Origin of the sequence: Bacillus sp. ES1-5, from assembly GCF_022487605.1 — a bacterium.
Taxonomy (GTDB): Bacteria; Bacillota; Bacilli; order Bacillales; family Bacillaceae_G; genus Bacillus_A; species Bacillus_A wiedmannii.
This window is the reverse complement of record NZ_JAKVPU010000001.1, coordinates 1,765,598-1,778,096: the sequence shown is the minus strand read 5'-3', so window position 1 is coordinate 1,778,096 and position 12,499 is coordinate 1,765,598. Positions and strand designations below refer to the sequence as shown.

Below are 12,499 nucleotides of genomic sequence, written 5' to 3'. Positions count from 1 at the left end.
ACGGATCCAGAGAAACCAGAAACAACGGATCCAGAGAAACCAGAAACAACGGATCCAGAGAAACCAGAAACAACGGATCCAGGGAAACCAGAAACAACGGATCCAGAGAAACCAGAAACAACGGATCTAGGGAAGCCTGAGAAAGAATTACCGAAGACAGGACAGAAAATGCCTGTGGAACCATATATGGGAGCACTTCTTATTATGATGAGTTTTGGATTGCTCGTATTAGGTAGAAAACAGCAGAGATAATAAAAATGAAAAGGTATCCTCAAAGTATTGGAGGATACCTTTTTTATTTGGTATAAAAAACATTTAGCAAAAGAACTCGATGCAAATAGAAACAAAAAGTTCGTCCTATTTTCTTAATATATATATATAAATATAAATATATATAATGTGAAAATAAAAGGCTAAAGGCCTTCGTCATGTTTGGGTGAAAAAAGAGTTATCTATGTAATGAATTTGAGTACTTTAAGAAAGAGGGCTTTTTCCTAAAGTATTCAAAGGATGATAGTCCAATAGCAGGTGGGAGATGAAACTCGTTTTAGCACTGTATTAACACCTTAAAATGTAGATAGGGGAAAATAATGTAAAAAAACTATTGTATGTTCAAAAACCTTATGTTACATTTATGTTACAGAAAAGTTACAAATGGTAACTTATGTTACGGTTTGTTTTCTTTTGTTTATCGGTATGTTACAAGAAGGAAAGTAAAGCTGAAAAAATAGCAACCTAAAAATAGTTTTTCTATGTGTATAAGAGTGTGTGTAGTAAAGAGCCTGGTGAGAGCTTTACACACATTATTAAAATTCCTTTCTGTCTTAAAAGAAGAAAACCAACTACCAACTATTTAGGAGTTTTAAGTAATGATAGTAAATGAAATGTACTTCCTTTCCAACACACAAAGTACATCTTTACTTTCAGTCTAATTACTACACAGACTTTTATACATATGCTGTTATTGTTTTAGGAACACATAGGGGGAGAAAGAATGAGGAAGTTATTAACGGTAATTGGAATTACATTTTTAATGTTAGCTGGATGTAGTAATGGGAATTTTGAAAAAGAAATGGATGCAGGGAAGACCGCGTTAACGAATAAAGAATATAAAAATGCCTTATCATCATTTGAAAAAGCGCTAGATGAGAAACGAGACGATTCAGATGTAATGGTGCTTGTAGAACAAACGAAAATAATGATTGAAGCAGTGAAGTTAAAAGAAGAAACCAAGGTAGAAGAATCAATCAAGTCATTTGAAAAAGTAGAGAACATGAAGGATGGGAATAATACACTTATAAAGCAGGCAAAGGAAGAACGAACAGCATTACTAGCTGTGTTAGAACAAAAAAAGAAGTATAGTGAGCAACTGACGAAAAGTGAAGAGTTAATAAGTAAGAAAAATTATGCAAAAGCGAAAGAGATGTTAAATAAGTTAGTTGCAGAAACAAAAGATAATAAGAACCTTGAAGAATATAATAAAAAAGCAGTAGGATTAGTTACGAAAATTGGTGAAGAAGAAAAAACTGCAAAGAATGTAACGGCAGCGACAAAGGCACAAAAAACTGATGCAGGAACGAACCAAAAGGTAGCAACAGAGAAGACTCAAAAAACAGAGGCAGAAAAAAATCAAAAGGTAGCGACAGAGAGTAATAAAAAGGTAGAAGCAGACAAGACTCAAAAAGTAGCGACAGAAAATAATAAAAAGGTAGAAACAGGAAAGACTCAAGATACATTTACTTTTGAGAAAGCGAAAGAATATATTAAAAATGAATATAAAGAAGACTATGATTACACGCTAGAGAATACGCAAGTAGAGAATGGAAAGAAATATTATCAAATTAGAGTGCGTACGACATATAAAATAGAAGGCGCAGCTGGAGCAGGATTTACTGGCGTATTTAAAGTATTCGAAGATGGTACAATTATTGAAATGCACTAAATTGATGAAAAAGGTATCCTCAAAGTATATGAGGGTACCTTTTTAGCATAAAAAAAGGCATCTAGCAAAAGTACTAGATGCAAATAAAAACACAAGGGAAGACAAAATTCTTCCCGTTTCCCGTATGTAATTATATCAAAAAATATATAAAAAACTAGCTTTATTTTTTATATATTTGATGTGTAAAGCTATGAAAGTATAAGATTACACTGTTTTCATAGTTTTTTATTAAAAAAGGAGCTGCGTATATGATTAATTTTAAACCAGAAAATTTGAACCAACTATTAAAAGTGATGTTAATTAGTGCGAATAAGTCTTATGATGCGATTAAAGACTATGAATTTACAGGAGAAGCAGTAGTATTCCGTGTAGATTTCGAATATATTGACGTTTCTTTAATGATTGTAGATATATTAGGAAGATCTGCTTCTAAATTTAATATTTTGCCATATGCCCGTCCGAATACGAATGAAATAGATTACATTCAGTTTCAAGTGTATTCGATTAATGAAGGGAATTTTAAAGAGATGCTCGATACGATGTGCTAACTATAATTTTACAAAATTGTATATAAAATCTTAATTTCTGCTAATATATAATTAATAAATTCATATAATTGGAGTGATGAGATGCAGCCGTTAGAAAGGGAGATTCATTCTAATATGCTGAAAGTGTGGCGAATCCACGCTTTAATTGGGGCGGCAGTTATACTAGCAGTCGTAATTGCGTATTTCTTTTTTATGATCAATTTTAACTGGTGGGGCTGGTTGTTTGGTTTGTTAGTAACGGGAGCTATTACATTTATCCCGCTTGATTATTTTGTGTTTCCAAATTTACGTCAACGTTATTATAGTTACAGATTAAATGAAGAAGAGATTGAGATTCAAAAGGGAATGTTCGTTGTAAAACGCGTACTCATTCCGATGATCCGTGTGCAGCACGTAACGATTGAACAGGGCCCGATTATGAGAAAGTATAATTTAGCAGAATTACATATTTCAACAGCGGCAACTTCTCATAGTATTCCAGGCTTAACGAAAGAAGAAGCAGAGCAGCTGAAAAGACAAATTGGAGAACTTGCGAAAGTGAGTGAGGAGGATGTATAAGAGGCAACATCCGATCACGATTTTATTAGGTATTCGAATTGCGGGTTTATTGCCTTTTATTTTTCTAGTTTTATTTCAATCAGATGGTCAAGTAAAACCTTGGTATCTCTTACATCTTGTTCTTTTATTTGTATTATTCATTATGGCAATTTTCTCAGCTATAAAATGGTATTTCAAAGTGTACTGGGTTGAAAATAATATTGTACATATAAAGCACGGTGTGTTCGTTAAGAAAGAAAGTTACTTAAATAAAGAACGTGTGCAAAACATTAGTACGTCTTCTAACATCATTTATCAAGTGCTTGGACTGACGAAGTTAAACATAGAAGTAGCGGGCGGTGGTAGTGAGCCAGAAGTGATGTTAGCTGGCATTAGAGAAGAGGAAGCGAAGGAACTGATTGCTTTATTAAATAAAAAAAGAAGCGCTGCGAGTGAAGAAGTACCCATGGCAGAAGAAAGTAAGACGATTTATCAGTTAACGATGAAAGAGATTTTAGCAGCTTCCATTACGTCTGGTAGATTCGGATTAGTGTTTTCAGGATTACTTCTTATTTACACAGAGTTTAATCAATTTCTTCCAGAATGGCTCATAAATAAAGTGGAAGCGTATGTGATGGATAACGGTGTATATGAATTAATCGTTATGGCGGCGATTTTAATGGCAGTCTCGTGGGTCGTTTCGACAGCTGGCTATGCGTTAAAATATGCGAACTTTAAAATAGAGCGAAACGGAAATGAAGTTCGCATCGTGCAGGGATTATTTGATAAGAAAGAGTTTGTGTTAAAATTACACCGCATTCAAGCGATTACAGTGAAAGAAGGCATTCTCCGTCAACCTTTCGGATATTGCTCTGTCGAAGTGGAAGTTATTCAAAGTATAGAAGCGGCTGGAAATGAAGTAATGCTACATCCCTTTATGAAAAAGAAAGATGTCCAGCAGTTACTTACGTATTTGCAGTTGCCATATGAAATGGAAGAGGAAATCGTTCATTTACCGAAATCGGCATTACGCCGTTACGTAATAATGGGCTGGATTACAAGTGCTGTGCTCGCTGTGCCGATTACCGGTGCGAGTATATATTTTAAACAACATATCGCATTGTTCACTTTAATACCATTATTTATTATATTTACGTTACTTGCATACGCTCGGTATACAAGTAGTGGTTATATGATACGAGACAATCAGCTAGTCACGGTATACCGAGGTCTTGCGAAATATACAGGGATCATGCGGAGAAGGCATGTGCAAGCAGTAGGATATAATCAATCGTATTTTCAAAAGAAAGACGAGCTATGTACAGCTGTTGTATCAGTGGCGGGGCAAGGTTATGAAGTGAAGCATATGCGTAAAGAAGATGCACTTCGTATATATAATTGGTATAAAGAAAAAGGAAACACCGGTGTGTAATGGTGTTTCTTTTTTTTGTGTCGTGATTAGTCGATAAGTCGATATATTAGGAAAATCGCTGATATATTTCAAGTTGCGCCGATATAATTTCACATACCGTGGTTTCCAAACTCTGAACTCCAAAAACTAAACTAACACATCAAAAGTAGTCACAAATGACGGACGAGAGAAGATGCTTTTCTGCTGTTCCGCATGTGGATGCGCCTGAGCCGGAGCTTGTCCTTCTGCTTGTGCAGGGCGTTTTTTATGAGCGTTTTCGAATGAACGTGATTCTGTCCAATCTTTAAAGTTTTGCTCTGTTTCCCACATCGTTAAGATGACATATGTATCGTTACTTAATGGGCGTAGAACGCGGATCGCTTGGAATCCTGGTTCGTTTTCGATAAGGCCTGCGCGGTTTTTGAATCGGTTTTCAAATACTGGGCGACCTTCGTCTGTTACAGAAATGTTGTTACAAACGATGTAGCCAGGTTGTCCTTTAAATTCGCCAACAGCGTCTAGTACGTCATACTGAAGAGAACCTTCTACAGATTCTTCTGTATTTTCTTTATAAAACATATCTTTTTCATTATTTTTTGCAGTGAAATGTGCTTGTTCTAGAGGTGTTTCGTATGAAATAATAGCCTTCATTTTAATGCCCCCTTTAATTGTTTGTTTCTATTATATCAACTCTCGTAAAAAACTTCGAAGATTATATACATAAAGATACTTCTTTTTCAAATAATAAATGTACCATCATTTGGAAAGAAGGCCGGTGTATGAAGAAAGTAAAGTGGACTTTATTAGGTGGGTTAGCAACGCTCGTATTAGCGATTGTATTTTATAAACTTATTGTGTTAGCTGGTGGCTATATGACGGATGAAAAGCAGCTCGTTTTCCACTCTTCATCACGTATCGTTGACCAGAAAGGGAAAGAAATTACGAAATTATACGTAGAAAATAGAGATCTCGTACCAATCGAGCAAATTCCAAAATACGTGCAGCAGTCGTTTATTGCGGTGGAAGATTCTCGTTTTTATGAGCATCAAGGAATTGATTACCCGTCTATATTCCGAGCTCTTTATAAAGATACGTTAGCTGGGGAAAAGGTCGAAGGTGGTAGCACGATTACACAGCAACTCGCTAAAAACGTTTTTTTAACTCGTGAAAAAACAGTTACGCGTAAATTGAAGGAAGTCGCAATTTCCCTTCAATTAGAGCAAAAATATACGAAGCAACAAATTCTTGAAATGTATATGAATCATATTTATTTTGGCCATGGAGCTTACGGTATTCAAGCAGCAGCAAAGTTGTATTTTAATAAAAATGTAGAAGATTTAACAGTAGAAGAAGGAGCAATGCTTGCAGGTCTTCCGAAGTCACCAAACGGATATTCACCTTATTTCTCTCCAGAAAAGAGTAAGGAGCGCCGTGATCTCGTATTGTCACTGATGCATAAACAAGGCTATTTGACTGCCGAAGAGAGCGTACGTTATCAAGGAAAGACCATTGCACTTTACAAAAACTTAGATGAGAATGAACTCGCATATATGCCGTATATTGATATGGTTATAGATGAAGCAGCTCGTTTATACGGATTGTCTCATCAAGAAGTACTTCGCGGAGGATATACGTTTGTCGTTCCGATGGATGAAAAAGTTCAAAAGGTAGCGTATAACCAGTTTCAAGATGCGAGGAATTTCCCTGGTAAAGAAGAGGGGGCGCAAGGTGCTTTTTTATTAATGGATAATCGTACGGGCGGAATTAAAGCAGCGATTGGCGGAAGAAAGTATGTCCCGAGAGGCTTTAATCGTGTTTTTGCAAAAAGACAGCCGGGATCTGTGCTAAAACCACTTATTGTCTATGCACCAGCACTCGAAACGAAAAAATATAATCCGTATTCTTTATTAACGAATGAAAAAACTTCTTTTGAAGGTTATGAACCTCGAAATTACAATCGTCAATATACGAAAGAAATGACGATGTATGATGCGATTTTAGAGTCAGCAAATGTACCGGCAGTTTCTTTATTAAATGAGTTAGGGGTAGAAGAAGGAAAGCAATATTTAGAGAAAGGAAATGTTCCTATTGCCGATGCTGGTTTAAGTACAGCACTTGGCGGGCTGAAAAATGGTGTTTCAACATTTGATCTTGTGAAAATGTATCGTGCATTTTTAGCAAATGGCGCTATTATTGAGCCGCACGTGATTGATAAAGTGTTAAATAGACACGGCGCAGTCATTGGAGAATCGCCAAAAGTAGAAACGAAAATTTTCTCGAAACAAACGGCATGGTATATGACGAAAATGTTAGAAGGGGTTGTGAAGGAAGGGACAGCGAAAGCAGGCATATATAGCGGTGCATTAGCTGGGAAAACAGGTACAACTTCCTTACCAAATGACGATAATGGAGCTAGAGATATGTGGTTCGTTGGCTATACGCCAAATTTAGTAGGTGCTGTTTGGATTGGTTATGACCGTACGGATAAAGAGCATCAGTTGCAAGGAGAAAGTGCGTCAGCAACGAAATTGTTTAAGAAAATTTTAACGAAGGCAAATGTAGAACAGAAAGAGCAGTTTATGAAACCAGAAGGTGTGGAAACAATCGGTGCTCCGATTCGTTTGCGCAAGATTGAAGATGTGAAAGTGAAATTAGCATTTAGCCCTTTCGGTTTATTTAAAGCAAAATTAAGCTGGACACCACTTCCAGATGAAAGAATTATGTATCGCATCTATAGAGTGGAAAACGGAACCCATACGCATGTAGGTACTGTAAATGGTGCCGGGGAATATGAGGAAAAGTTCGTTAACATCTTTTCAAAACCGAGTTTTTACGTTGTACCATATAACACACAAACGAATCGCGAAGGAGAAAAGTCAAAAGTAGCTAAACCATAGTTTTTCTCTGTGCTATAATAAGAATGTTGTGAAAATAGTAAGCGGTTTTACGAATGTTTGTGTCAATTTCATGAACAACGTACATAATGTTATGCATTTTGTTTTTACAAGCTGTATAGTAAAAAAAGATAAATATCGGAATAGAACGTATTTAGAGCAAAAGCATTGGCAAGGAAGGGAGCAAGGGTCTTGGTAAGAACTATAAATGAGACATTTTTAAAAGCATGTAGGGGGGAACGTACTGATTATGTACCAGCATGGTATATGCGTCAAGCAGGCCGTTCGCAGCCGGAATATAGAAAGATAAAAGAAAAGTATTCTTTATTTGAAATTACACATAATCCAGAGTTATGTGCTTACGTTACAAAGTTACCGGTTGATCAATATAACGTAGACGCAGCAATTCTTTATAAAGATATTATGTCACCACTACCTGCAATTGGTGTGGATGTAGAAATTAAATCAGGTATTGGCCCAGTTATTGATAATCCAATCCGTTCTTTACAAGACGTAGAAAAACTAGGGGAAATCAATCCAGAAGATGACGTACCGTACATATTAGATACGATTCGTTTATTAACGACAGAAATGTTAGACGTACCGTTAATCGGTTTTTCAGGGGCTCCATTTACATTAGCGAGCTATATGATTGAAGGCGGTCCATCTCGTAATTATCATAATACGAAAGCGTTCATGTATGCAGAGCCGAAAGCTTGGTTCGCTTTAATGGATAAGCTAGCAGATATGGTTATTACATATTTAAAAGCGCAAATTAACGCAGGAGCAAAAGCTGTTCAAATTTTCGATTCTTGGGTTGGAACAGTAAATGTAGCAGATTACCGCGTATTTATTAAACCAGCAATGGAGCGTATTTTTGCAGAAGTCCGTAAGGTGGGTGTACCGATGATTATGCACGGCGTAGGAGCTGCACACTTAGTAAATGAATGGCACGACTTACCGCTTGATGTAGTAGGCTTAGATTGGCGCTTACCGATCGAAGAGGCACGCGCACGCGGCGTTCATAAGGCGGTACAAGGAAATATGGACCCTTCATTCTTACTTGCACCATGGTCTGTTATTGAAGAACATGTAAAAGGTATTTTAGATCAAGGGATGAAAGAGCCTGGTTATATCTTTAACTTAGGACACGGTGTATTCCCAGAAGTAAATCCAGATACATTAAAACGTTTAACTACATTTATTCATGAATACTCTAAAGGGCAGTTAGCGAAGTAAAGGAGAATTGCTGTATGAAAAAGAAAATTGGTTTGCTTGTAATGGCATACGGAACGCCATATAAAGAAGAAGATATTGAACGTTACTATACACATATTCGCAGAGGAAGAAAGCCAAGTCCTGAAATGCTAGAAGATTTAACAGAGCGTTACCGTGCAATTGGTGGTATTTCTCCTTTAGCTACTATTACATTAGAGCAAGCTAAGAAGTTAGAACAGCGTTTAAATGCAGTACAAGATGAAGTAGAGTACCATATGTATCTTGGCTTAAAACATATCGAACCGTTCATTGAAGATGCAGTGAAAGATATGCATAACGACGGCATACAAGATGCAATCGCACTTGTTCTTGCGCCGCACTATTCTACATTTAGCGTGAAATCGTATGTAGGACGAGCACAAGAAGAAGCTGAGAAACTTGGAAACTTAACAATTCACGGCATTGATAGCTGGTATAAAGAACCGAAATTCATCCAGTACTGGGTTGATGCAGTGAAAGGTATATATAATGGTATGTCAGAAGCAGAACGTGAAAAAGCAGTATTAATCGTATCTGCACATAGCTTACCAGAAAAAATTATCGCACTTGGCGATCCATATCCAGATCAATTAAATGAAACAGCTGACTATATTGCAAGAGGTGCTGAAGTAGCAAACTATGCAGTAGGTTGGCAAAGTGCAGGAAACACACCAGATCCTTGGATTGGTCCAGATGTACAAGATTTAACGAGAGAACTAAACGAAAAATATGGATACAGTTCATTCGTATACGCACCAGTTGGATTTGTTGCGGAACATTTAGAAGTTTTATATGACAATGACTTTGAGTGTAAAGTTGTGACAGATGAAATCGGCGCGAAATATTATCGTCCAGAAATGCCAAATGCATCGGACGCATTTATTGATTGCTTAACAGATGTTGTATTAAAGAAAAAAGAATCTGTATTATAAAAAGAAAGGGGGAGCATGCTTGAGGAAAAAGGTTGTAATCATCGGCGGTGGCATCACAGGATTAACAACAATGTATAACTTGCAAAAAGAAATTCATGACAAGAACTTGCCGATCGATACATTACTGATAGAAGCATCGGGTAAACTTGGCGGGAAAATTCAAACCGTTCGAAAAGATGGATTTACAATTGAACGCGGACCGGATTCTTTCTTAGCACGAAAAGAAAGTGCAGCTAGATTAGCGCAAGAATTAGGTCTTGGCGATGAACTTGTAAATAATAAGGCCGGTCAATCATTTATCCACGTAAACAATCGGTTACATAAAATGCCGATCGGATCGATGATGGGAATTCCAACGCAAATTACGCCGTTTCTATTTTCCAGGCTGTTCTCCCCAATTGGTAAACTAAGAGCTGGTTTTGATCTGTTAATGCCGAGATCAAAGCCAGTATCTGACCAATCACTTGGGCATTTTTTCAGACATCGCCTCGGAAACGAAGTGGTTGAAAATTTAATAGAACCATTACTATCGGGTATTTATGCAGGGGATATTGATGAAATGAGCTTAATGTCAACATTCCCGCAAATGTATCAAATTGAGCAGAAGCATCGCAGTATTTCACTCGGTATGCGTACACTTGCTCCGAAAAAAGAGACATCTGAACCGAAAAAAGGAATCTTCCAAACAGTGAAAACAGGTTTAGAATCTATCGTAGAATCTCTCGAAGTGAAGATGCATGAAGGTACGATAATAAAGGGCACACGCATTGAAAAAATTGCAAAACTTGGTGATGGTTATACGATTACTCTTAGTAACGGAAAAGAAATAGAAGCGGACGGGGTCGTAGTGGCAACATCACATAAAGTATTGCCATCTATGTTCGCGCAGTACAAGCAGTTTCGTTTCTTCCGCAACATTCCGTCCACATCAGTTGCGAATGTCGCAATGGCTTTCCCGAAATCAGCCATTCAGCGCGATATTGATGGTACAGGATTTGTCGTATCTCGAAATAGCGACTACACAATTACAGCATGTACGTGGACACATAAAAAATGGCCACATACAACGCCAGAAGGAAAAACGCTTCTTAGGTGTTACGTTGGACGACCTGGTGATGAAGCAGTTGTAGAACAAACAGAAGAGGAACTCGTGGAGCTTGTACTAGAAGACTTACGAAAGACGATGGATATTACAGAGGATCCAGAGTTTACAGTCGTAAGCCGCTGGAAAGAAGCAATGCCCCAATATACAGTAGGTCATAACGAGCGAATGAAGAAACTCACAACATTTATGGAAAAAGAGTTGCCAGGAATATACTTGGCAGGTAGTTCTTACGCTGGTTCTGGTCTTCCGGACTGTATTGATCAAGGTGAGAAAGCTGCAAAGCGTGTACTATCTCATTTGGAGAAAGTAATGGATACCGAATTAATTGCACAATAAAGTGAAACGCCTTCAATCACATTGAAGGCGTTTTGTTACTTATTCACCAATAAACATATATAAATTATTTGGCTTTATAACGGTATCCCCTGCATAAATAACCCACTCTGTTAAGTTAGCAAAATCTAACTGATAACTATTTCCTTCACTCATATCTTTTATAAAATATGGTTCATTAATGAGTATTCCTTGAATAAGGTCTTCCGTAATATCTTGCATTTCAAACCACATATGTTCACTTTTTCCTTCTTCGTAGGAGACACCAAACTTAGCGAGGAAACGAAAATCTTCATTCGATTGTTCAATGTGAAAAATGTTGCTGAAATACCCGAAAGTATTTTTCGCATTGTAAGCCATACGATCGGTTTCACTATTTGTTTTATAGAACATGAGCCCTGTAGCTTCCTCGTGTTCTTTGAAAAAACTTTCAATATATTCTTCTGAAGCATTTAATTTAAATAAGAGAACGGATGGAGATTGATGGTATTCATCTCGGTCATCCATTCCGCCAAGAAATATATTTTGTGCATCTATTGGTTGTAGTTCCACTTCTTCATCCTCGATTGAAGATAATTGATCCATACTCGTTTTATGCCCAATATAAGATAATCCTTTTTCCCATGGAACAGCTACTGTATGTATAGAACCTTGCTGACTATGCGCGATCACGATAGGCTCATTCATAGGGACTTGTCCATTCTCAACGGCATTATTAGCAAATGTTTGAAAAAGATCGCCAATGCCGTAATAGGAAGAAATACGATTTGGAATAATTAATTCTATTTCTGTTACACCTGCTCTTAAAAGACCATGTGTATGAAACCAATATTGCGTAGGCCCACCGTCTTTATCATCTTCATAAACAGAATGAATAACGTACAAGTCAGGAATGTCAGGTAACAATTCATTTTCAACGTGATATTCAATATAACTTCTAGATATTACTTTCATTGCTGCACTTGAATCGATTACAAATAACAAGTCTGGAGCGAGGTTCCATAAAAACTGTAACTGCTGGAAAAAGCAGTCCAGCACATCGCCTACAAATAGTGTACGAGTGAAAATTTCAGTGCCATAAGCAGCATCTTCAAAATTACGATCTACGATTGTAGAATCTTGTCTATTGTACATTTTATATTCTTCTGGATCGCTCGTTTCATCAATATGCAGTTCATACGGTATGATTGTTTCATCCATATGTAACTCAACAATAAGGCTTGTCTCATCACTGTAAACAATTTTTAATTCATCCACTTTAGTAGATATAGTCTCTAGCCGCTGTTTTAACTGTTCAATCGTAATTCTAGTTGGTATAACAGCAATCATATCTGAAAAATGACGTTCTAATGTTCCATTCATAGCTGCGCGGTATGTTTCTGTTTGCACTTCCATCCAATCACTCCTATTCAAATGAATCCATTTTACATGCCAATGAAATTTCGATATTTTCTGTTTTCTCTCTCTAACATTATAGAGCGCATTCGTAGAAGGTGTAAAATTATTATTTTGTATTATAGTTTGAAAGCTTGTAAATTAA

11 protein-coding genes are annotated in these 12,499 nt (G+C 36.9%); 9 read left to right on the top strand and 2 right to left on the bottom strand.

The genetic code is table 11. The annotated features are described in order from the left end of the window. The 5 genes from MKO96_RS09120 to MKO96_RS09100 all read left to right on the top strand — a co-directional run. On the top strand, window positions 1-252 hold a 252-nt coding region (locus tag MKO96_RS09120; protein ID WP_240587298.1), incomplete at its 5' end, for an LPXTG cell wall anchor domain-containing protein. Window positions 253-994: 742 nt separating this feature from the next. Further along, window positions 995-1,942, top strand: coding sequence for a hypothetical protein (locus MKO96_RS09115; RefSeq protein ID WP_087979721.1), 948 nt, complete (start codon window positions 995-997; stop codon window positions 1,940-1,942). Between the two features lie 248 nt (window positions 1,943-2,190). Next, window positions 2,191-2,490 carry a protoporphyrinogen oxidase gene (locus MKO96_RS09110; RefSeq protein ID WP_240587297.1) on the top strand — a complete coding sequence of 100 codons (300 nt, stop codon included), beginning with the start codon at window positions 2,191-2,193 and terminating at the stop codon, window positions 2,488-2,490. Between the two features lie 81 nt (window positions 2,491-2,571). Further along, window positions 2,572-3,048, top strand: coding sequence for a PH domain-containing protein (locus MKO96_RS09105; protein ID WP_087979723.1), 477 nt, complete (start codon window positions 2,572-2,574; stop codon window positions 3,046-3,048). Then, a complete protein-coding gene (locus MKO96_RS09100) occupies window positions 3,041-4,459 on the top strand; it encodes a PH domain-containing protein (protein ID WP_240587296.1) in 1,419 nt (472 codons plus the stop codon). The genes MKO96_RS09105 and MKO96_RS09100 overlap by 8 nt, the downstream gene beginning before the upstream one ends. 126 nt (window positions 4,460-4,585) lie before the next feature. On the opposite strand, the gene hmoB is transcribed toward MKO96_RS09100, so the two are convergent. After that, a complete protein-coding gene (hmoB, locus tag MKO96_RS09095) occupies window positions 4,586-5,089 on the bottom strand; it encodes a heme-degrading monooxygenase HmoB (RefSeq protein ID WP_016094592.1) in 504 nt (167 codons plus the stop codon). 128 nt (window positions 5,090-5,217) lie between these two features. Between hmoB and MKO96_RS09090 the strand changes: the two genes are divergently transcribed. The 4 genes from MKO96_RS09090 (at window position 5,218) to hemY (ending at window position 10,962) form a co-directional block, all read left to right on the top strand. Then, window positions 5,218-7,335, top strand: a complete 2,118-nt coding sequence (locus tag MKO96_RS09090) for a transglycosylase domain-containing protein (RefSeq protein WP_240587295.1) — start codon at window positions 5,218-5,220, stop codon at window positions 7,333-7,335. Window positions 7,336-7,524: 189 nt separating this feature from the next. Further along, window positions 7,525-8,571 (top strand): uroporphyrinogen decarboxylase, encoded by a 1,047-nt coding sequence (gene hemE / locus MKO96_RS09085; RefSeq protein ID WP_000252607.1) that lies wholly within the window; start codon window positions 7,525-7,527, stop codon window positions 8,569-8,571. Between the two features lie 14 nt (window positions 8,572-8,585). Then, window positions 8,586-9,521, top strand: coding sequence for a ferrochelatase (gene hemH, locus MKO96_RS09080; protein WP_087979727.1), 936 nt, complete (start codon window positions 8,586-8,588; stop codon window positions 9,519-9,521). Window positions 9,522-9,540: 19 nt separating this feature from the next. Then, window positions 9,541-10,962, top strand: a complete 1,422-nt coding sequence (gene hemY, locus MKO96_RS09075) for a protoporphyrinogen oxidase (RefSeq protein ID WP_240587294.1) — start codon at window positions 9,541-9,543, stop codon at window positions 10,960-10,962. Window positions 10,963-11,001: 39 nt separating this feature from the next. Here the strand turns inward: hemY and MKO96_RS09070 are convergent, their stop codons facing one another. Beyond that, on the bottom strand, window positions 11,002-12,354 hold the full coding sequence (locus MKO96_RS09070; protein ID WP_240587293.1) for a DUF4026 domain-containing protein: 1,353 nt from the start codon (window positions 12,352-12,354) through the stop codon (window positions 11,002-11,004). Between the last annotated feature and the right edge of the window lie 145 nt (window positions 12,355-12,499).

Coding starts and splice junctions, on each gene's coding strand:
- MKO96_RS09115 (WP_087979721.1), top strand. CDS start 995: ATGAGGAAGTTATTAACGGTAATTGGAATTACATTTTTAATGTTAGCT.
- MKO96_RS09110 (WP_240587297.1), top strand. CDS start 2,191: ATGATTAATTTTAAACCAGAAAATTTGAACCAACTATTAAAAGTGATG.
- MKO96_RS09105 (WP_087979723.1), top strand. CDS start 2,572: ATGCAGCCGTTAGAAAGGGAGATTCATTCTAATATGCTGAAAGTGTGG.
- MKO96_RS09100 (WP_240587296.1), top strand. CDS start 3,041: ATGTATAAGAGGCAACATCCGATCACGATTTTATTAGGTATTCGAATT.
- hmoB (WP_016094592.1), bottom strand. CDS start 5,089: ATGAAGGCTATTATTTCATACGAAACACCTCTAGAACAAGCACATTTC.
- MKO96_RS09090 (WP_240587295.1), top strand. CDS start 5,218: ATGAAGAAAGTAAAGTGGACTTTATTAGGTGGGTTAGCAACGCTCGTA.
- hemH (WP_087979727.1), top strand. CDS start 8,586: ATGAAAAAGAAAATTGGTTTGCTTGTAATGGCATACGGAACGCCATAT.
- MKO96_RS09070 (WP_240587293.1), bottom strand. CDS start 12,354: ATGGAAGTGCAAACAGAAACATACCGCGCAGCTATGAATGGAACATTA.